A 21,837-nucleotide genomic window follows, 5' to 3' on the forward strand; every position below is an offset into this window, starting at 1 on the left:
TGCAGGTATTTGTAATAAAATGGGCAACAAAAGAAACCTCCAAATAGAGAGCTGCTCATGTCTACTACTGGTCGTATACACTCCTATGAAACCTGCGGTACTGTCGATGGTCCAGGCATTCGTTTTATCATCTTTCTCCAAGGATGCCTCTTCCGTTGTAAGTATTGTCATAACCGAGACACATGGGATGTGCACGAAGGTAAAGAAACCACAGTTGAAGAAATCATTAATGAAGCGAAAACTTATCGCCATTTTATGAATGCATCAGGTGGTGGCATTACTTGTTCTGGTGGTGAGTCAATGCTGCAGCCAGAGTTTGTTCGTGACCTGTTTCAAGCAGCCCATGAAGAAGGCATTCACACCTGCCTCGATACTAACGGTTATATTCGTAAATACACCCCGGTGATTGATGAAGTACTGGAAGTCACCGATCTGGTTATGCTGGACATTAAACAGATGAAAGATGATGTTCACCAAAACTTGGTGGGAGTATCAAATAAACGTGTACTTGATTTTGCTCGTTACTTACAAAAAATAGGCAAATCAACATGGCTGCGGTATGTCGTAGTGCCTGGTTATACTGATGATGAAGAGTCGGCCCGTCTGCTTGGTGAGTTTATTAAAGATATGAGTAATATCGAAAAGATTGAAATGCTACCTTACCACAAGCTAGGCGCACATAAGTGGGAAGCAATGGGTGAAGTCTACCCTCTCGAAGGCGTTGAGCCTCCGAGTAAAGAAACGATGGAATTCATCAAAGGGATCCTTTCTGAATACCATGATAACGTTAAGTACTAAATAGCTGTCTGCTTATTTCTCCCCAGATACCGAAATAAGCCGACATATCGGCTTATTTCGTTACCAATGACGCGAAATTGAACTGCCTTATCGGCTTTTATTCTCAGAAAATATTCCCCAAACTCACCATTTCTATTTCGCTGAATCCATCACATAGACGTAGCACGAATTTTTCGCTATTCGTGGGTAAATTTATGCACCAAATACGTGGTCAGATCATATTTATTAACTGCATGTTATTTTAATCTGAGCCCAGAAACACAAATTTTAAATTTTATACTCTGGTGAGGCCCGCTATGGAAATGACAAATGCTCAACGTCTTATCTTATCTAACCAATACCTATTAATGGCGCAGTTAGACCCATCAAATAGTGCTAAGTATCAACGTCTCAAAACCATCGTTGAACGAGGTTATGACCTACAGATGAGTGAGCTAAACAAAGAGTTTGGCTGTTTGCCTGAAGAGCAATGTCGTCAGGTTATCAATATCATGGAAATGTATCACGCGATGCAAGAATCGTATAACCAACTTAGCTCTGATGCTAAAGCTGACGTTGATCAACGTCGTCTACAATTCCTCGGTTTTGATGCAGTGACAGAAAATCAACTCGTCCAATATGTGCGTTTCCTTGTTGACAGTGAAGGCATGTACCCACAATTTGAAAAAGGTGAACATGGCTTTAACAGTCAAGTTCCGATGCTAGACAAATATCGTAAAATGCAAGCCGTGTGGAGTCAGTGCCCTCGTCAATACCATTTGTCTGCAACAGAGCTCCATCAACTGCTTAACGCATAGTATCTATCCCCAAGTATCCACACTGTTTTTTTAATGAACGACTGCTTTATTTCCGCTGCCAAGATGGCAGCGGAATGTTAAACACTAAAATACATATGACGCCGCAACAAACAGCGCGGCATTGTTACCATGCGCAACGATCGGACTATCTTTTATCTCAGAATCGTAATGGGTAAAACGTAAACCACTGTCAAAGCGGATATGCTCTGTGAGCTTGAAAAAACCATTAACGCCCATGTAATATTGGCCAGCACCGTTGACATGATAACGTTGAATACCGCTATGGCGCGCCTCATGATCAGACACACCATATAAATAATTCGCCATTTTTTCTGAGTTATGTTCATAACCCAAATTGGGAATAATCCCCATATTGCCCATAATGAGCGGATAACTCCAACCCACCGTTGCTAAATAACCTTGATGTTCACCAGTAAACTCAACCGCAACGCCACTTTCAAACGTCCCAGCAGCCGTTTTAATTTGCATTTTAGGACCGATAAGACCCGTACCGTGGCGCTTATCTAGTTGTTTCATCTGCTGATCATCTGAATCGCTGGGGTCAAAATGTCGTCCGTCATACAACACTCGTAACATAACATTCTGCTTAGCATCTTTGGCAAAGAGACGGTAGCCAAGTTCAGTACCTTTAAGATAAATATGCTCTCCATCGTAACCACCGAGCAAGGTGGCATTCGAATCAGAATGAGTATCTTTGTACAGTTCAGACGAAACACCACCACCAACTCCGATAGACCAAGGGCTAGGCGCTGCAATTGCTTGGTTTAACGTCGTAATACCAGCGAAAACTATCCCTAATGGCACGACACTGGAAATGTTTATTTTCATTTTTTTAATCCTTATTCCACAAAAAATGCTACTTGAGTCACACTTGTTTCACATTCTTTGTGCGAGTAATAAATAGGGTTAATCGTGTTTTGTAGGTCAGCCGCTTCCTTAAGTTTGGCATAAGCATAATCATCAACGTTCATATTCATGTTCATAATGTCAAAGATGTAAACACGATACAACCATCACGGAATTGAAATAAACGCATAATTGTTAAGCAAAATCGTGGTTTAAGAACTAGGCTTTAAGTGTTAGGGATTTGTGTTTTTAAGCGGTTGTATGTCAATAAGACATTTTTAGAGGGGAATCACTATGAGTATTTTTGACCACTTTCAGGCACGCTATGAAGCAGCCAAGGACGAAGAGTTATCAATACAAGAGTTTCTAGCTCTATGTAAAGAAGACAAAAGTGCTTATGTAAACGCTGCAGAGCGTTTATTGTTGGCTATTGGGGAACCAGAGCAAGTCGACACATCTAAGCACCCTCGTCTAAGTCGAATATTTTCGAACCGAGTTATTTCACGTTACGAACCCTTCAAAGAATTCTATGGTATGGAGGAAGCTATAGAACAAATCGTATCGTATCTAAAACATGCTGCTCAAGGCTTGGAAGAACGTAAACAGATTTTATATTTACTTGGCCCAGTTGGGGGCGGTAAATCATCATTGGCTGAAAAATTGAAAGCCTTGATGCAACAATGCCCAATCTACGTATTGTCAGCAAATGGACAACGTAGTCCAGTTAACGACCATCCATTCTGTCTATTTGATGTGAATGAAGATGGCCAACTTCTACACGAAGAATACGGTATTCAAAAACGTTATCTTCGCTCAATCATGTCCCCATGGGCAGCGAAACGACTACACGAATTTGGCGGTGACATAACCAAATTTAAAGTGGTCAAAGTCCGTCCATCAATCCTAGATCAAATTGCAATTGCTAAAACCGAACCAGGGGACGAGAACAACCAAGATATTTCAGCATTGGTTGGTAAAGTCGATATCCGCCAACTTGAACACTTTTCACAAGATGACCCAGATGCTTATAGTTACTCTGGTGCCTTGTGTCGAGCCAACCAAGGTTTGATGGAATTCGTCGAAATGTTTAAAGCGCCAATTAAAGTGCTGCACCCATTGTTGACGGCTACCCAAGAAGGTAACTACAACGGGACCGAAGGTCTATCAGCATTGCCTTTCGACGGTATGATTCTAGCCCACTCAAACGAATCAGAATGGCAAGCATTTAGAAACAACAAGAACAACGAAGCGTTCTTAGACCGTGTATACATTGTCAAAGTGCCTTACTGTTTACGCGTTTCTGAAGAAGTTAAAATTTACCAAAAACTGTTGGATCACAGTGAATTAGCTCATGCACCATGTGCGCCAAGCACCTTAGAGTTACTATCACAATTCAGTGTTCTCTCACGTTTGAAAGCGCCTGAAAACTCCTCCATTTTCTCGAAAATGCGGGTCTATGATGGTGAAACGTTGAAAGATACCGATCCTAAAGCAAAAAGCTATCAAGAGTATCGCGATTACGCCGGCGTCGATGAAGGTATGTCAGGGTTATCAACCCGTTTTGCCTTTAAGATTTTGTCACGCGTATTTAACTTCGATTACTCAGAAGTTGCAGCCAACCCTGTTCACCTGTTCTATGTTATTGAACAACAAATTGAACGTGAGCAGTTCCCACAAGATACGGCTGAGCGTTATCTTGAGTTTGTTAAAGGTTACTTGGTTCCTCGTTATGTGGAATTTATCGGTAAAGAAATTCAGACCGCTTACTTAGAGTCCTACTCTGAATATGGTCAGAACATCTTTGATCGGTATGTCACTTACGCTGATTTCTGGATTCAAGATCAAGAGTATCGTGATCCTGAAACAGGTCAACTATTTGACCGCTCAGCACTAAACAGCGAACTGGAAAAAATCGAAAAAACTGCCGGGATTAGTAATCCAAAAGACTTCCGTAACGAAATCGTTAACTTTGTCTTGCGTGCACGTGCTAATAACAATGGCAAAAATCCGCTTTGGACCAGTTACGAAAAACTACGGACTGTCATCGAGAAGAAAATGTTCTCGAACACCGAAGAGTTGCTGCCAGTTATCTCTTTCAATACCAAAACTTCAAGCGAAGATCAGAAGAAACACGACAACTTTGTCGCTCGTATGATGGAGAAAGGATACACAGAAAAACAAGTTCGCTTGCTTTCTGAATGGTATTTACGTGTACGTAAATCCTCATAACTCTCCAGAGACTTACCTCAACTTGGTCGTGACACTCTAGGTGTCACGACTTAAATACAAAGCTGAGGTTGCCCGAAGCGACACACGGAGTGTATCGCGACGTTAGAAGGGGGAATACATGGCGCAATTTATCGACAGACGATTAAACGGTAAAAACAAAAGCGCAGTCAATAGACAACGCTTTTTACGCCGTTACAAAGAACAGATTAAAGAATCGGTGGCTGATGCAGTTAACCGCCGTTCAATCACAAATACAGAATCAGGCGAAGATGTCTCTATTCCAAATCGGGATATCAAGGAACCCGTTTTCCATCAAGGTAAAGGTGGTGAACGCGAACGCGTCCATCCGGGTAATGACCAATTTATCCGTGGTGACAAAATCGAACGGCCTAAAGGCGGTCAAGGCGGAGGTGGTTCCGGTGAAGGCGACGCGAGTGCTGACGGCGAAGGCGAAGATGATTTTGTATTCCAAATTTCCAAAGATGAATACCTAGATCTTCTATTTGAAGATTTAGAGTTACCTAATTTGGAGAAAAACCAAGTTAACAAAATTACCGAATGGAAGACCCATCGCGCAGGCTATAACACTGCTGGTGTTCCATCGAATATTGCGATTGTTCGTTCGCTGCAACAATCTCTCGCTCGTCGCACAGCAATGACGGCAGGCAAACGCCGCATGATGAACGAACTCGAAGAAGAGCTTGAAAGAATCAAGCATTCAGAACCTGCACAACTCCTTGAAGAAAAACGCTTAAAAGCGGAAATAGACGAGCTTAGGAAAAAAATTCAAGGTGTGCCATTTATTGATACCTTTGATTTAAGGTTCAAAAACTATGAACGTCGCCCTATCCCATCAAGTCAAGCTGTGATGTTTTGTTTGATGGATGTGTCTGGTTCTATGGATCAAGCGACAAAAGACATTGCTAAACGCTTCTATGTATTACTGTATTTATTCCTTACCCGTAAATACGAAAATGTCGAAGTTGTATTTATTCGTCACCATACACAAGCGAAAGAAGTCGATGAACATGAGTTTTTCTATTCGCAAGAGACTGGGGGAACTATCGTATCTAGCGCCTTGAAATTGATGCAAGAAATCATTGAAAAACGCTATCCAGTTAATGAATGGAATATTTATGCAGCACAAGCATCTGACGGGGATAACTGGGCGGATGACTCACCACGTTGTAAAGAATTGTTGAGTGAGAATATTCTGATGTCCTGTCGCTACTATGCATACATAGAAATTACTCGTCGTTCACATCAGACGTTGTGGCATGAGTATGAAAAACTTCAGGAATCTTTTGGGAACTTTGCGATTAAAAACATCCGAGGAGTCGATGATATCTATCCGGTGTTTAGAGAACTGTTCCACAAAGAGACAGCATAAGGAGGCGTGTCTATGGCGACGACAACAAAATCGGCCGAGTCTAAACGGACTCCAAAGAAGAACAGTAAAATGCTGCCGGACGGACCAGATTGGACCTTTGATTTACTTGAAAAATATCATAAAGAAATTAGGCGTGTAGCAGAACACTATCGCTTGGATACTTATACCAACCAAATAGAAGTGATTACATCTGAACAGATGATGGACGCCTACTCAAGTATTGGTATGCCGATCAATTATAACCACTGGTCATTTGGTAAAAAATTCATCCAAACTGAGCAAGGATACAAGCACGGACAGATGGGGCTTGCTTATGAAATCGTCATCAACTCCGACCCATGTATTGCTTACTTAATGGAAGAAAATACCGTCACGATGCAAGCGTTAGTTATGGCGCATGCTTGTTATGGCCATAATTCCTTCTTTAAAGGCAATTATTTATTTCAAACATGGACGGACGCCTCATCGATTATTGATTACTTACTGTTTGCGAAAAATTATATTCGTCGCTGTGAGGAAAAATACGGTGAGCATGAAGTCGAGCAATTATTGGATTCTTGCCATGCATTAATGAACTACGGGGTCGACCGGTATAAACGCCCGGAAAAGATTTCTATTGCTGAGGAAAAAGCTCGTCAAGAAGAGCGTGAAGCGTACTTACAATCACAAGTGAATGCACTGTGGCGTACCGTACCGAAAGAAAACAAACAAGAAGAAGTAGAGCATCGTTTTCCGAGTGAACCACAAGAAAATATTCTTTATTTCATCGAAAAACATGCCCCGCTCCTCGAGTCATGGCAACGGGAAGTAGTACGTATTGTGCGCAAAGTCAGCCAATACTTTTACCCACAAAAGCAAACTCAAGTGATGAACGAAGGGTGGGCAACGTTCTGGCACTACACCATCTTAAACCATCTATACGATGAGGGGTTTGTTTCTGATAAGTTCATTCTAGAGTTTCTACATAGCCATACGAGTGTGGTGGCACAGCCTCCCTATAACAGTCCTTACTACAGTGGTATAAACCCTTATGCATTAGGGTTTGCTATGTTCCAAGATATTAAGCGTATCTGTGAGCACCCAACTGAAGAAGATTATGAATGGTTCCCGAACTTAGCTGGAACCGATTGGTTGGACGCGCTGCATTTTGCAATGCATAACTTTAAAGATGAAAGCTTCATAAGCCAATATTTATCACCTAAGGTGATTCGCGATTTCAAATTATTTGCTATCGATGATGATGATCGGAAAAACTTCATCGAAGTCAGTGCCATTCATGATGACATGGGTTACCGTGCCATTCGTGAAAAGCTCGCTGCCCAATATAATTTGAGCAACATAGAGCCCAATATCCAAATCTACAATGTGGATATACGTGGTGATCGTTCGTTGACACTTCAGTATGTGCCACAAGATCGCATTCCGTTGGACCCTAGCTATGATGAAGTGATGAAACACTTACATCGGCTATGGGGATTTGAAGTGAAATTAGAGGAGGTAAAAGAAACTGGAAGACGTGAAATCCTCACAACCTGCCCTAAGCGTAACGATTACGACACAAGGATCTGATTAGGGCAACTAAAGTAGTACACAATTCTCATAACACTAAAAAGGCTCCGTTCGCGGAGCCTTCCTTGTTATTCAGTGATATTGATAGGTATACCAATTCATTATCTTGCCGCTAATACTGCACGCACCACTTCAAGATCTTCTGCTGTATCCACACCAGCGGGTGGCGCTTCTTTAGCAACATCAACATGAATTTTTTCACCATACCAAAGCACACGGAGTTGCTCTAAGCTTTCAATCTGCTCTAGTTGGCTTGGTTGCCAGTTTACATAAGTGTTGATGAACCCGGCTCTATAGGCATAAATACCAATATGACGTAGTAATGGTCTTACTACCTGACGTGGTGATTGGGCAAAGTTATCACGATCCCAAGGTACAGAAGCCCGTGTGAAGTACAGTGCATACCCATCTTTGTCCGTCACCACTTTGACAGCATTTGGGTTAAACACCTCATCCTCGTCTGTCACTTCAATCGCTAATGTCGCCATAGGTGCATCACAACCAGCTAAATTATCAGCCACTTGTCGAATCACACTAGGCGGAATTAAAGGCTCATCACCTTGTACATTGACTACGATTTGCTCATCGGGAATCTGTTTAAGTTTCACTACTTCAGCTAAGCGTTCAGTACCTGATTGATGATCGGGAGAGGTCATACAAACTTCACCACCAAATCCACGCACCACTTCAGCAATACGCTGATCGTCAGTAGCAACGATCACCTGCTCAGCGCCAGCTTGACATGCTTGTTCATAAACATGCTGAACCATAGGTTTGCCGCAAATGTCAGCTAAAGGTTTACCTGGCAAACGAGACGACTGATAGCGCGACGGAATGACCACAGTAAAAGACATTTTAACGCCCCTCGTCCATAGACATAGTACGAGCCTCTGATTCTAACAAAACAGGAATACCATCTTTAATTGGATAAGCTAGACGGTCTGCTTTACAAATAAGCTCTTGTTTTTCTTTGTCGTATACCAATTTACCTTTGCATACTGGACATGCAACAATTTCAAGTAGTCTATGATCCATAATGTTCCGTTACCTCTTTTATTTTATCCAATATACGTTGTGTCTCGACTGACTCAATGGCGGCCGTTACCGGCAAATACCACCAATTTTCTTGGGCATAATGAGCGCATTTAACCGCATCTTTTTCGGTCATAATGACGTTTTCACCGCGCTCACTCAACGCATAAAGTTCTGACTGAGAAAAATCCTGATGATCCGCAAACGCTGCGGTATGTATAAGCTTTGCCCCTAACTGTTCAAGCGTGGCAAAAAATCTCGGAGGATGGCCGATCCCGGCAAATGCAACTAAGCCATGAAGTTCGTTGGCAGGACGTCGTTCGCCAGTGATTAAGTTTATCGCCATTTGCGGTGCCAATGTCATCGCAATTTCACCTTGCTCCGCGTGCCCACCATTAGTGATGATAAAATCCACTTCAGGTAAACGAGATAAAGGCTCTCGCAGTGGCCCTAAAGGAATCATCTGTTCGTTGCCAAAACGCCTTGCCCCATCGACGACAACAAACTCAATATCTCTTTGTAATGCATAATGCTGCAGGCCATCATCGGTAATGATGATATTCACATCATGCACAAGCAAAGCTTTGACAGCCTCTGAACGAATAGGAGCAACAGCTACAGGGACACCTGTTCTTTGCTGAATCAGCTTAGGCTCATCACCACTATGCGCTGCAGGAGTTTGTGGTGTCAACACCAAGGGATACTGTGGCGCTTTGCCACCATAACCTCGTGAAACAACTCCTGGGCGATAACCTAGCTCAAGTAAGGTTTCCACTAGCCACACCACAACCGGAGTTTTTCCATTACCACCAGCGGTAATATTACCCACGACAACCACTGGAATTGGGGCACGATAACTCTCTTTATTACCTTGCTGATAAGCATGGCGTCGTGACATGCTGATTTGGGCGAATAATTTGCTTAATGGCCACAGTAGTGGCCATAAAACAAAATACCAAACGCTCTTGTGAAACCAAATCTTTTCAATCACGCCCGCTCACCAAACTGGATACTGTGCAGTTGCGCGTATGAACCACCTTTTCCAAGCAATTCACTATGGCTACCACGTTCGATGATTTCACCCTCATCGACAACCAGAATCTCACTTGCATTTTCAATGGTCGATAATCGGTGTGCAATGACAAGGACAGTTTTATTCTTCTGTAACTCTTCCAACGCCGATTGAATGGCTCGCTCTGATTCTGTATCTAGAGCCGAAGTCGCTTCATCAAGAATCAATACAGGTGCATCACGCAGCAGTGCGCGCGCAATGGCAATACGCTGACGTTGTCCACCAGACAAACTCGTGCCGTTTTCACCGATCACTGTATCCAAGCCTTGAGGCATGTTATCGATAAATTCCATCGCATGCGCAAGTCGAGCGGCATTTTCGATCTGTTCGCGACTGAAATCGCCCTCAGCGGCATAAGCAATGTTATTAGCAATTGAATCGTTAAACAGGTGAACATTTTGTGAAACCAGACCAAAATGCTGGCGTAAATTGCTTAACTTAAAGTCACGAATATCATGACCATCAAGCTCGATAGAGCCTGAATCCACATCATAGAAGCGCGTAAATAGATTAGCGATGGTCGATTTACCTGAACCAGAACGCCCCACTAACGCGACAGTTTTACCCGCTGGAATATCGAAGCTAACATTTCTCAGCGCTGGTTTTTCACTGCCTTGATAGGTAAAGGTAATGTCATTGACTTTCACTTCACCCTTAATATCATCCGATTCAAACTTACCGTCATCTTTTTCACGCTCCATATCCATGAAAGCGAATAAGGTTTGACTCGCCGCCATCCCTTTTTGGAACTGAGAAGTTACCCCGGTCAATGCTTTAAGCGGACGCATCAAACCAAACATAGCGGTGAATACCACCGAAAATGTACCAGGTGTCAAGCTTTCACGAATTTCTGGGAAGCTCGCAAGAAACAGAACAGTAACGACTGCAAATGATGCAATAACCTGAATCACTGGGTTAGCAATGGACTGGGCAGACACTAATTTCATGCTTTGTTGGCGCATGCGATTACTGACTTTATCAAAACGTTTTTGTTCTACCTTTTGACCACCATAACTTAACACCACCTTATGACCTTTCAGCATCTGCTCAGCTGATTCGGTCACGTGACCCATTGTGGTCTGCATATTTTTGGAAATTTTTCTAAAACGTTTAGATACGATACTAATCGCAATAGCAACAATTGGCGCAACGACAATCAAAACTAAAGAGAGCTGCCAGCTGTTCCAAAACATCAGCACTAACAAGCCAATAATGCTTGCACCTTCTCGAACGATACTGACCAACGCCTTACTGGTCGCATTAGCGACTTGTTCTGTGTCGTAGGTGATCCGAGATAACAAACTACCAGTGGATTCTTTATCGAAAAAACTCACCGGCATATGCATAAATTGTTTGAAGATCGAACGACGCATTTGCATAACGACGTTACCCGACACCCAACTCAAACAATAAGAAGACACAAACCCACTCGAACCGCGTAATAACATCACCCCCATTACGATAAAAGGCAACGTACGCAGAAATGAGGTATCCGTACTACCAAACCCTTCATCTAGCAAAGGTTTGAGTAGAGACATCATATACGTATCTGAAGCGGCATTAAGAATTAAAGCAATACAGGCAACAACGAGTCCTGCCTTGTAATTACGAATGTAAGTCCAAAGGCGTTTAAAAGTCTGCCAAGTGGTTTCGTCTGTATTTATCGACATAGAGATACATCATCGGTTATAAAATTGCGCTCATTCTACCCCGTTACGTAGCATCTGCCTATACCATGGCTGGTTATCATTCGAGCGTTTCCGCTCGATTCGGGTGTCGTTACCATGAAAAATAACACTAATTTGACCTGAATCACCCGTATCTAACCAATGAGCCCCATGCTGAGTATAGCGTTTAACCACCGCAGATGACGGCAAATGCCAAAGGTTCCCTTTAGCGAGAGAGGCAATTGCCCACGTCGGGCTAACTTTATCAATCAGCTGTGCGGTAGACGATGTACCACTGCCATGATGAGGCACTAACATCACTTCCGCGTTCAAATTGTCTTGCCCTCGTGCAAGTAACCACTCACCGACTGCATTAACGTCTCCCGTCAGCAAGATAGAATGGCGATGATAGATGTCACGAACCATGATCACACATGAATGCTGATTATATGCGCGCTGCACTTGTTTTGGTGGCCATAACACTTCAAAAGAAAGCGATTCCCACCACCAGCTTTCACCGCGAATACAAGGCCGATACCCCGACAAACGCTGACTTGCCCATTGATGCCGGTGAGAGATGATAGGCTCAATATCGTATCGTCCTCCTGCATGATCGTTGTCGGTATGGCTTACTATCATTGCGTCCAGCGTTTCACCGTAATAGGCGACTAACGGTTTAATGACTGAATTAGCCATGCTCCCCGTATCCCATCCGCTGCCAGTATCATAAACAAGCACTTTGTCGTTCTGCCTTATCAGTACAGCTAGGCCATGTCCAACATCTAATACTTCGACACGCCAATCAAAACGAGGCTGACTAGACCATAAATGAGAAAGCACCAACACTGTCATACATGCAGCCCAACGCTTCCTGATCAATAGTGTGCTTATGAAAGCGATTAACACAAAGAGTACGGTCAGTGTCCACTCACGACTAAAATTAATCCAACTCCCTTCACTCCATTGCAACGCATGAAGCAAAGGAGCAAAAGCCCAATCTAAGCATTGCCATACATAATTAGCGCCCCACCCACCGCACACTAACGCCAGTAAAAGCAGAAAACCTAACGGTACAATCACGTAAGAGAACCAAGGGATAAAAACCAAATTAAATAGGACCGAGGTGACACTCACTCCATGGAAGAAGTAGCCGGTAACCGGCACCATAAACAACGTTACACCAATTTGTATTAAGAATAATTTTTGCCAAGTATGGGCATAATGTTGGGTCCAGCTAGCCAAATAAATGACTGCACTAACAGCAAAAAATGACAGCCATAAACTACTGCTATATGCTGCGAATGGGTAAACCAATAGCACCACGGCTAACGTGATATTGAGTCGCCCCAAAGTGCCAACACGCACAGATGTCATTAACAACACCACATTGGTAATACACATGATAACAGCGCGTTGAGTGGGTAAGGTAAACCCAGCTAGCCATGCATAACCGATGGCAACAGCGGCGCCCAATAGCCAAGGAGCCCACAACCATAGCGGCGAAAGACGGCTAAAAACGCTACCAATAAGAAATCCCAAACCAAATGCAATACCAATATGAAGCCCTGAAATTGCAACTAAATGTGACAAACCACTATTGCGTAATTGCTGCCACTGATCTGGTGTTAATCGGCTCCTTTCACCAAATAAAAGCGCGAGAATTAAGCCTTGTTTATCACTTCCTTGCGCTATATGTAGCACCTCTTGATACCACCAATTTCGCAACGTCGTTTTTGTGGTAATAGACCAAGCGCTATCCCTGTAAACACTGGCTTTAGCCACAATTTTTTCGCTTATTGCATAAGTTTCTTTATCAAACCCAACGTCATTCAAATGACCAAACATAGGCTTGACCGAAACATGAAATATTCCACTTTGATTCGGTGTTAATATGATGGGCGAAGTTAGCCTTATTTTGGGCTGAAATAGATAGAATATCGGTTGATGATTAATCTCGGTGACTGTGATATCACCCTGAAAAGCATCGCCAACCGGTTTAAAAAAACTATCGACATGGGCATTTATGGTAATATTCGAACCAAATTGAAAAAGCGTATGTTTTTGTGCACTGAGTAACTGGCTATGTGTTAGTATCAACACAACTGCCAAGGCTATGCCGATGACACTTCGACATCCCAGAATCACCACACAAATCACACCAGTGCCAATCGCAGCCAGAAGAGGCTCCCATCCGGGAATGAAAGGCCAATAAATTGATGAAATGGCTGTTAATGAAAACGAAATTAACACCCAATTATTGAATAAGAGAGTCATGGTTTCCTATGCCAAGAAAATTCATTAAGCGGTTTATGCCTAACCACGATCTGATCAAACGTCAGAAGGCATTAAAAATTTTCGGCAATGTTCTATACAACCCCAATTTATGGTGTCTTAACCGACGTTCTGCTGCAGGTGCTTTTGCTGTCGGCCTTTTTATGGCATTTGTACCTCTGCCTAGTCAGATGATTATGGCAGCCGGTTTGGCCATTTTATTTGGTGTAAACCTGCCTCTATCCATTGCGTTAGTATGGATCACGAATCCGATAACCATGCCTGTCATCTTTTACCTCGCTTATAAGCTAGGTACTGTGGTATTAAATATGCCACCCCAACATTTTCACTTTGAGCTATCGTGGGAATTTCTCCGTGAACAATTTGATACTATTTGCTTACCATTAGTGGTTGGCAGCGGTATCTGTGCTGTCGTTGCTTCTATTATTGGGTACTTTGGTATCTTGGGCTTATGGCGTTATTCTGTCGTGCGCAGTTGGCAAAAACGCCAAGCAAAACTCGCGAAGAATCTCCCCAAAAACGGACACCAAGGGTAAACATTGCCTGCCGCTAAGCTTACGGACTCAATACAAAGAGTGGGAGCTTAGAACAATAAGCGTGCGAGACAAAGGGCAATTATTGGTGTAATACCTGCAATGAAATTCCAACAAAAAAGGACCCGAAGGTCCTTTTTTGTTCATACCAGTACAGTACTTATTTACCACTAAGTACTGTCGCAGGATTTAAGCGACTTGCTCGCTTAGCAGGATACCAAGTGGCGAGTAAGCTCAAAATAATAGCGGTACCTGAGACTAACAGCACATCAAACGATTCAACTTGTGATGGCAGAAAATCAACAAAATAGATATCACCAGACAGGAAATGGTGACCGGTAAGTTTCTCGAGTTGATTGACGATTCCAGTTAAATTCATCGCCACAAGTACTCCAAGAACACTACCTGCAATACTACCAAATACGCCAGAAAACACGCCTTGCCATACAAAAATGCGTTTGACTAATCCATCGGTGGCTCCCATGGTACGCAAAATGGCAATTTCAGCCGCGCGATCTTTCACGGCCATCATTAATGTCGAGACAATATTAAAGCTTGCGACCCCAATCACCAATACCATCACTAAGTACATAATGGTGCGCACCATCTCGATATCTCGATACAAATAACCGTATTTCTGTTTCCAACTACGCAAATAAACGTATTGGTCAAGTTGACTACCCACTTCCCGTACGATCTGAGTTGCCATAAATACATCATTTACTTTAATTGAAACGCCCGTCACTTTATCACCCATGGATGCGTAATTTTGCGCATCTGCCATCGGTAACAAGGCTAAGCTATGATCAATCTGACCATTAAGTACCAATAAGCCCGTCACTTGAACCCGCACCCGTTTAGGGGCTTCAACACGATTCATGTTATTCGACTTTGGTATCATCAACGTGATGTAGTCTCCGACCTTAACATTCAGCTTATCCGCCACCCCTTTGCCTAAAATAACCTGCTTTTGATTAGGCTTAAAATGTTGCCAAGCGGTTTTATCAATAAACTCGGACATCAAAGACACTTGACTTTCTAGCTGCGGATTCACACCCCGGATTTCTAGTGCCTTAAGATGTTTACCCCGTTCTGCCAACGCGGTAAAACGGACATACGGCGCAGCAGCAACAACATTAGGATCACTTTCTGCTTTTTTCACTAAGGCCGGCCAATTCCCCATTGGACCACGAACGCCTTCAAACTCGCCATGTGGTACAACAGATAACACCCGTTCTTTCAACTCTCGCTCAAAACCGTTCATGGCAGAAAGACCGATGATGATGACTGCAACCCCAACGGCAATGCCGATGGTAGAAGAGAGCGAAATAAACGACACCATTTTATTACGCTGCTTAGCACGACTAAAACGGCCACCGATTAATAAGGATAAACCTCCAAACACTTATGCCCCCTTCGCTTCCATAAGAAGCCCATCTTGCATATACATTTGACGGTCCATCTTTTCAGCCAGTTGGCTATCATGAGTCACAACTAAAAAAGCCGTACCGGATTCTTGATTTAATTCACGCATTAGATCGTAAATAGAAAGAGCGGTTTGATGATCAAGGTTTCCTGTTGGCTCATCGGCCAGTACTAAATCAGGTTTATTAACTAACGCTCGAGCGATAGCCACGCGTTGACGTTCACCGCCAGACAATTCTGCAGGCCGGTGTTCGATACGATGCCCTAAACCGACACGCTCAAGTAACGCCTTAGCTTCTTGTTTAGCGATAGAGACCTTTTTACCACCGATCAGTAATGGCATAGCCACATTCTCTAATGCAGTAAAATCGGCCAAAAGATGGTGGAATTGATAAACAAAACCTAGGTGAGTATTGCGAATTTTTGCCTGACGATTAGAGCTCAATGCCATTAAATCATGGCCTAAAAATTCGACCTTACCTTCACTGGTATCATCTAGTGCTCCTAATATATGAAGCAGCGTACTTTTACCTGAACCAGAAGAACCAATAATCGAGACTAATTCGCCTGTTTTTAAATCGAAACTGACGCCTTTTAATACCTGGGTTTTAAACTCGCCTTCCTGATAAGTTTTGCATACATTCTGACAAGACAACAAATTATTCATAACGTAACGCCTCAGCGGGTTTTACAGAAGATGCACGATAAGAAGGGAATAATGTGGCAAGCAAACTGAGCGCCACAGCAAGAATAACCACTACCGTTATTTGCATCGGATTAATGACCACAGGTAAAGAACTACCTAAAGAAAATAGAGCAACGCCCATCATACTCAATACAGAATTGAGGTTATCAGCGAGCAGCACACCTAACACACCACCAACCAGTGCACCAATCACGCCGCTACTCGCACCTTGCACCATAAAGATGGCCAGAATTTGGCGATCCGTCATACCTTGAGTTTTAAGGATGGCGACTTCAGCTTGTTTCTCCATCACAACCATAATCAGTGCAGAGATAATATTAAATGCAGCGACACCAACAATTAGCCCCAGCATAAGCCCCATCATATTCTTCTCCATGCCAACCGCTTGGAAAAGTTCACCGCGCTGATCGCGCCAATCGCTCCAATGCCAACCTTTAGGTAAGGTTTTATGAGAAAGATCACCAACAACAAATGGGTCATCAAAAAACAGACGCCAACCTGAGATGGTGCTATCACTGTAATGCAAAAGACGGCCAGCATCGTCTAGGTGGGTGATCATTAACTGCCCATCCACGTCTGAGCCGGTATTAAAAATGCCAGCCACTTGAAAATTACGTTGACTAGGAATACGCCCAAACGGCGTATACTGACTCGCACTTGTGACCATTAAGCGTACTTTATCACCCACTTTCACATTAAGTTGGCGCGCTAATATTTGTCCCAAGAAAACACGATAACTGCCAGCGGTTAAATCACTCACCCTGCCACCAATTAAGTAATCAGAAATCGGATCATGCAGATCAGGCTCGATCCCAATCATAAGACCGGCGGTCAATTCGGAAGCACTTTGGATCACCGCTTCACTGCGCACAATTGGCTCAGGTGAACGCAATGTCGACATATCACGTATAAATTGAGGTGGGGAATCTGTTTTGCGCGTTTTATCGTGATCTTGTGAAATAACTGCCTGAGGAAGCACACCTAAAATACGGTGCTTTAGCTCAGATTCGAAGCCATTCATCACTGACAAAACCGTTACTAAGGACATAACCCCGATGGTGATTCCGGCGGTAGACATGTAAGACACGAATCGACTGAACCTATCACCGGAACGCCCACGTAAATAACGCAGGCCTATAAAGGTTGAAATCGGATGAAACATAATAAAAACCATACGACTAAGATGGCGCTACTGTAACGGGAATCAGAGCAAGGTTGTAGCTTTTATTTGCTAAAACTGTGTAAGAGAAGCACTATTTGATGTTTATTACCACCCATTTCACGCTTCTAACATGGACATAACTTGATTACTGCGGCTGTATAGCGATAATCAACTCAGGCGTAATAAGGAAAACCGACCATGACTGAGCAAGAGTTTTTTTCAGTGCATCATGCACTTAATATTAATGTTGAACCCCTTGAGGTCGGTTATACACTGCCTTCTGCCGAAGAGTTTGTCAGTGAAATCCCGACCCCTTTTATTGTTGCTAGCGAATTCAGTCAATTAGACATGCTTACCGAACAAGCTAAGTTAGAAATGAAATCCAATGATTTTCGCCATGTCTGCCAACTGTTGGATACCCAGAACGCCAAACTCAATCTTTTATTAACGTTCATGTTATCTCAAGAAGATAGTGCCGCGTTCCGCTACAAAACTGCGACGTTCGGCGCCAGTCAGTTTGCCTATCATTCCGATACACCTCTTGCACTTAATACCCCGGTGCGTGCCAAATTGTTTATTGAGCACCCTTCTGCTGCCATATACTGCTACGGTAGCGTTGTGGCTTGCGAAGTACATGATGATGAACATCACCTTATTACGGTAAAATATGATTTATTACGAGATGCAGACCAAGACTTACTCATCAAAGCCGCTCTGCATCAGCAACAAAAGCTTCTACGCCAACGCTCACTGGATCGAGAAAAATAATTAACGTCCCATGACTAAACAGACACTACTTCCTCTAGCCACCTCAAGCGGTGCTGGAGACAAAAAATTCAATGGTAATTTAACGGGTTCAAGCCTTGCGCTTGCCATCGCTGAGCTGGCTACCCAACATCCTAGTCACACCGTATTAGCCGTTGCTGACCCACAAACAGCATTACGCCTACAAAGCGAGATAGAGCAATTTACTCACACGGAAGTTGCCCTATTCCCCGATTGGGAAACATTACCTTACGATAATTTTTCCCCTCATCAGGAAATCATTTCTGAGCGTATTTCGCGCCTTTATCAGTTGCCACATCTAAAACAAGGCATAACGATTGTGCCAATTAGCACGTTGCTACAACGCCAATCTCCACGTGACTATTTGTTGCAACACACTTTAATGGTAAAACGAGGGGATGAGTTTTCGCTGGACAAATTACGTTTGCAGCTAGACAACTCAGGTTATCGCCATGTTGATCAAGTCTTTGGCCCTGGCGAGTATGCCAGTCGCGGTTCGATTTTGGATCTGTTCCCAATGGGTAGCAATCTACCGTTTCGCTTTGATTTCTTTGACGATGAAATTGATACTATTCGCACCTTCGATCCTGAAACTCAGCGCTCGGTTGATGAAATCGATAACGTTCAATTGCTACCGGCTCATGAATTTCCGACAACAGAAGCGGCAATTGAAGAATTTCGTAGCCGTTGGCGACAACGCTTTGATGCTCGTCGTGAACCAGAATCGGTTTACATGCAAGTCAGCAAAGGAACATGGCCTGCTGGTATAGAATACTGGCAACCTCTGTTTTTTGATCACACTGAAACCTTATTTGATTATCTGCCTGAGAATTCACAAATTGTCGCCGTGGGTAACCTAGAGCCTGCCATTGATCATTTCTTAGCTGATACCGCATATCGCTACGACCAACGTAAAATTGACCCACTGCGTCCATTATTGCCACCGCATGAACTCTGGCTAAAAAAAGATGAACTGTACGCGACACTAAAAACACTGCCTGTCGTACAATTAGAGCGTGAAGCACTGACCGAGAAAGCAGGTCGCGTTAATATCGCGACTCATGCCCTACCCAATTTAGCCGCGAACCATCAGCAAAAAGAACCATTATCAGCACTACGTAAATTTACTGAGCAGTTTCCTGGTAAAATCATTTTTTCAGTAGAATCTCAAGGGCGACGTGAAGCGTTATTGGAATTGCTACAACCGCTAAAATTGCGCCCAACTTCAATCAATAGTTTCCATGAAGCGATTCAAAATGATAGCCGCTATACCATGGTGATGGGCGCAGCTGAACATGGATTTATATACGGTGACGACCAAATAGCCTTTATTTGCGAAAGTGACCTTCTCGGAGATCGAGTATTACAACGACGCCGCAAAGACCGTAAAGTCAACACCAACAGTGATGCGGTTATACGTAATCTGGCGGAACTCAAACCAGGCCAACCTGTGGTGCATATCGACCATGGTATTGGCCGTTATATTGGACTGCAAACGCTTGAAGCAGGTGGAATGACCACCGAGTACGTGACACTCGAATATCAAAATGAAGCGAAACTGTATGTCCCCGTCTCATCATTAAACCTGATTAGTCGCTATTCTGGTGGCGCAGAGGATTCAGCGCCAATTCATAAACTCGGCGGAGAAGCTTGGGCTAAAGCACGCCGAAAAGCCGCTGAGAAAGTTCGCGATGTTGCGGCTGAACTACTGGATGTTTACGCAAAACGAGAACTAAAGCCGGGCCACAAATTTACTCTGGATCGGGAACAGTATGCCAACTTTAAAGCGACCTTCCCATTTGAAGAAACCGACGATCAAGCAATGGCGATTAATGCGGTTCTCTCTGACATGTGCCAAGCCAAAGCAATGGATAGATTGGTATGTGGTGATGTTGGCTTTGGTAAAACAGAAGTCGCTATGCGCGCTGCATTTGTGGCAACAGATAACAGCAAACAAGTCGCAGTATTGGTTCCGACAACCCTGCTTGCTCAGCAGCATTTTGAAAATTTCCGAGACCGCTTTGCTAACTTACCCATTCGCGTTGAAGTCTTGTCGCGCTTCAAATCTGCAAAAGAACAGAAGCAAATCATGCAAGATGTTGAAGACGGTAAAGTTGACATCTTAGTAGGTACACACAAACTTCTATCGAGTGATCTACGGTTCCAAGATTTGGGCTTATTAATTGTCGATGAAGAGCACCGTTTTGGCGTTCGACAAAAAGAAAAAGTCAAAGCTATGCGCGCTGATGTTGATATTTTAACGTTGACCGCAACCCCAATTCCGCGAACCCTCAATATGGCAATGAGTGGTATGCGCGATCTCTCGATAATCGCAACCCCACCAGCACGTCGACGCGCAGTGAAAACGTTCGTACGTCAAGGCGAAGATAGTGTTATTCGTGAAGCGGTATTACGTGAGGTCATGCGTGGAGGTCAAGTTTACTTCTTACATAACCAAGTTGAGACCATCGATAAAGTCGCTGCAGATTTAGAAAAGCTCATTCCCGAGGCACGCATTACTGTTGCCCATGGTCAGATGCGAGAACGAGAGCTCGAACGCATCATGAATGATTTTTATCACCAACGTTATAATTTATTGGTTTGTACCACCATTATTGAGACTGGTATCGATGTACCTACCGCCAATACCATTATCATGGATCGGGCAGATACATTAGGCCTTGCTCAATTGCACCAATTGCGAGGTCGTGTGGGGCGCTCTCACCACCAAGCGTACGCTTACTTACTGACACCGCATCCCAAAGCAATGACCAAAGACGCCGTTAAGCGATTAGAAGCGATTGCCTCTTTAGAAGATTTAGGTGCTGGGTTTACCCTCGCCACTCACGATTTAGAGATTCGTGGCGCTGGCGAGCTCTTGGGTGATGAACAAAGTGGTCAAATTCAATCGGTTGGTTTCACTCTTTACATGGAAATGCTTGAACAAGCGGTGGAAGCATTAAAATCAGGGAAAGAACCATCCCTTGATGAACTGTTAAAAGAGCAGACTGAAGTTGAAATGCGCATCCCTGCTTTATTGCCTGATGATTATATCCCTGATATCAATACTCGCTTATCGATGTACAAACAGATCGCAAGTGTCAACTCAGAAGACGCGCTTGCAGAGCTCAAGGTTGAATTAATTGACCGCTTTGGTCCACTGCCAGACGCAACCAATAATTTATTGGCCATCGCTCGCTTGAAACTAGACGCAGGGACGCTGAAAATACGTAAGATAGAAGCGCACGACAAAGGCGGCTATATTGAGTTCTATCCAAATGCTGACATTAACCCTATGTTTTTGGTTAAACTGTTGCAGGCTCAGCCCAAACAGTTTGCAATGGATGGACCGACTAAGTTTAAATTTACCTTGCCTTTAGTCGACCGCCGAGAGCGCATTGCTTTTGTGACCAATATGCTTGGTGAATTTGAGCAGAATTTACTACCTGCGGCATAACGCCGCATAATACGATGATATAACCAAACCACTGATAGACATTGTTCAGTGGTTA

18 protein-coding genes are annotated in these 21,837 nt (G+C 43.5%); 8 read left to right on the forward strand and 10 right to left on the reverse strand.

Annotation, left to right across the window (positions count from 1 at the left end):
• The first annotated feature begins 57 nt into the window (after positions 1 to 57).
• Both pflA and F9817_RS06225 read left to right on the forward strand, forming a co-directional pair.
• On the forward strand, positions 58 to 798 hold the full coding sequence (gene pflA / locus F9817_RS06220; RefSeq protein WP_161154087.1) for a pyruvate formate lyase 1-activating protein: 741 nt from the start codon (positions 58 to 60) through the stop codon (positions 796 to 798).
• 296 nt (positions 799 to 1,094) lie between these two features.
• A complete protein-coding gene (locus tag F9817_RS06225) occupies positions 1,095 to 1,595 on the forward strand; it encodes a YfbU family protein (protein WP_161154088.1) in 501 nt (166 codons plus the stop codon).
• Positions 1,596 to 1,679: 84 nt separating this feature from the next.
• Here the strand turns inward: F9817_RS06225 and F9817_RS06230 are convergent, their stop codons facing one another.
• Together F9817_RS06230 and F9817_RS24260 are read right to left on the reverse strand one after the other, a co-directional pair.
• A complete protein-coding gene (locus F9817_RS06230) occupies positions 1,680 to 2,444 on the reverse strand; it encodes a MipA/OmpV family protein (protein WP_161154089.1) in 765 nt (254 codons plus the stop codon).
• An 11-nt stretch (positions 2,445 to 2,455) separates the two neighbouring features.
• Positions 2,456 to 2,587, reverse strand: coding sequence for a hypothetical protein (locus F9817_RS24260; RefSeq protein ID WP_268982043.1), 132 nt, complete (start codon positions 2,585 to 2,587; stop codon positions 2,456 to 2,458).
• Between the two features lie 169 nt (positions 2,588 to 2,756).
• Between F9817_RS24260 and F9817_RS06235 the strand changes: the two genes are divergently transcribed.
• The 3 genes from F9817_RS06235 (at position 2,757) to F9817_RS06245 (ending at position 7,650) form a co-directional block, all read left to right on the forward strand.
• The gene (locus F9817_RS06235; RefSeq protein ID WP_161154090.1) at positions 2,757 to 4,691 is read left to right on the forward strand and encodes a PrkA family serine protein kinase; all 1,935 of its coding nucleotides are present in this window, start codon (positions 2,757 to 2,759) and stop codon (positions 4,689 to 4,691) included.
• Positions 4,692 to 4,809: 118 nt separating this feature from the next.
• Positions 4,810 to 6,081 carry a YeaH/YhbH family protein gene (locus F9817_RS06240; protein WP_161154091.1) on the forward strand — a complete coding sequence of 424 codons (1,272 nt, stop codon included), beginning with the start codon at positions 4,810 to 4,812 and terminating at the stop codon, positions 6,079 to 6,081.
• A gap of 12 nt (positions 6,082 to 6,093) precedes the next feature.
• Positions 6,094 to 7,650, forward strand: a complete 1,557-nt coding sequence (locus F9817_RS06245) for a SpoVR family protein (protein ID WP_161154092.1) — start codon at positions 6,094 to 6,096, stop codon at positions 7,648 to 7,650.
• 101 nt (positions 7,651 to 7,751) lie between these two features.
• Here the strand turns inward: F9817_RS06245 and kdsB are convergent, their stop codons facing one another.
• The 5 genes from kdsB to F9817_RS06270 are packed head-to-tail and all read right to left on the reverse strand — an operon-like array spanning position 7,752 to position 13,695.
• Positions 7,752 to 8,504, reverse strand: a complete 753-nt coding sequence (gene kdsB / locus F9817_RS06250) for a 3-deoxy-manno-octulosonate cytidylyltransferase (RefSeq protein WP_161154093.1) — start codon at positions 8,502 to 8,504, stop codon at positions 7,752 to 7,754.
• 1 nt (position 8,505) lies between these two features.
• Entirely contained in the window at positions 8,506 to 8,685 is a 180-nt protein-coding gene (locus F9817_RS06255; protein WP_161154094.1) for a Trm112 family protein, read from the reverse strand.
• Positions 8,675 to 9,673 carry a tetraacyldisaccharide 4'-kinase gene (gene lpxK, locus F9817_RS06260; protein ID WP_161154095.1) on the reverse strand — a complete coding sequence of 333 codons (999 nt, stop codon included), beginning with the start codon at positions 9,671 to 9,673 and terminating at the stop codon, positions 8,675 to 8,677. The genes F9817_RS06255 and lpxK overlap by 11 nt, the downstream gene beginning before the upstream one ends.
• Positions 9,670 to 11,424 (reverse strand): lipid A ABC transporter ATP-binding protein/permease MsbA, encoded by a 1,755-nt coding sequence (msbA, locus tag F9817_RS06265; protein WP_161154096.1) that lies wholly within the window; start codon positions 11,422 to 11,424, stop codon positions 9,670 to 9,672. The genes lpxK and msbA overlap by 4 nt, the downstream gene beginning before the upstream one ends.
• A 30-nt stretch (positions 11,425 to 11,454) precedes the next feature.
• Positions 11,455 to 13,695, reverse strand: coding sequence for a DNA internalization-related competence protein ComEC/Rec2 (locus F9817_RS06270; protein WP_161154097.1), 2,241 nt, complete (start codon positions 13,693 to 13,695; stop codon positions 11,455 to 11,457).
• An 8-nt stretch (positions 13,696 to 13,703) separates the two neighbouring features.
• Here F9817_RS06270 and F9817_RS06275 point away from each other — a divergent pair, with 8 nt between their 5' ends.
• Complete coding sequence (locus tag F9817_RS06275) at positions 13,704 to 14,249, forward strand: DUF2062 domain-containing protein (RefSeq protein WP_161154098.1); 546 nt, start codon at positions 13,704 to 13,706, stop codon at positions 14,247 to 14,249.
• A gap of 157 nt (positions 14,250 to 14,406) precedes the next feature.
• Here F9817_RS06275 and lolE read toward each other — a convergent pair whose 3' ends face one another.
• Genes lolE through lolC form a run of 3 tightly spaced genes read right to left on the reverse strand, consistent with a single transcriptional unit; the run spans position 14,407 to position 17,539 of the window.
• Positions 14,407 to 15,651, reverse strand: a complete 1,245-nt coding sequence (gene lolE, locus F9817_RS06280; RefSeq protein WP_161154099.1) for a lipoprotein-releasing ABC transporter permease subunit LolE — start codon at positions 15,649 to 15,651, stop codon at positions 14,407 to 14,409.
• Positions 15,652 to 16,338 carry a lipoprotein-releasing ABC transporter ATP-binding protein LolD gene (lolD, locus tag F9817_RS06285; protein WP_161154100.1) on the reverse strand — a complete coding sequence of 229 codons (687 nt, stop codon included), beginning with the start codon at positions 16,336 to 16,338 and terminating at the stop codon, positions 15,652 to 15,654.
• Complete coding sequence (lolC, locus tag F9817_RS06290; protein ID WP_161154101.1) at positions 16,331 to 17,539, reverse strand: lipoprotein-releasing ABC transporter permease subunit LolC; 1,209 nt, start codon at positions 17,537 to 17,539, stop codon at positions 16,331 to 16,333. Before lolC ends, lolD begins: the two co-directional genes overlap by 8 nt.
• Positions 17,540 to 17,737: 198 nt before the next feature.
• On the opposite strand from lolC, the gene F9817_RS06295 reads away from it, so the two are divergent.
• Positions 17,738 to 18,307 (forward strand): PilZ domain-containing protein, encoded by a 570-nt coding sequence (locus F9817_RS06295; RefSeq protein ID WP_161154102.1) that lies wholly within the window; start codon positions 17,738 to 17,740, stop codon positions 18,305 to 18,307.
• Between the two features lie 10 nt (positions 18,308 to 18,317).
• Positions 18,318 to 21,782, forward strand: a complete 3,465-nt coding sequence (gene mfd / locus F9817_RS06300) for a transcription-repair coupling factor (RefSeq protein WP_161154103.1) — start codon at positions 18,318 to 18,320, stop codon at positions 21,780 to 21,782.
• Positions 21,783 to 21,837 lie beyond the last annotated feature (55 nt).

It is taken from the genome of Vibrio eleionomae, from assembly GCF_009874545.1.
Taxonomy (GTDB): Bacteria; Pseudomonadota; Gammaproteobacteria; order Enterobacterales; family Vibrionaceae; genus Vibrio; species Vibrio nitrifigilis.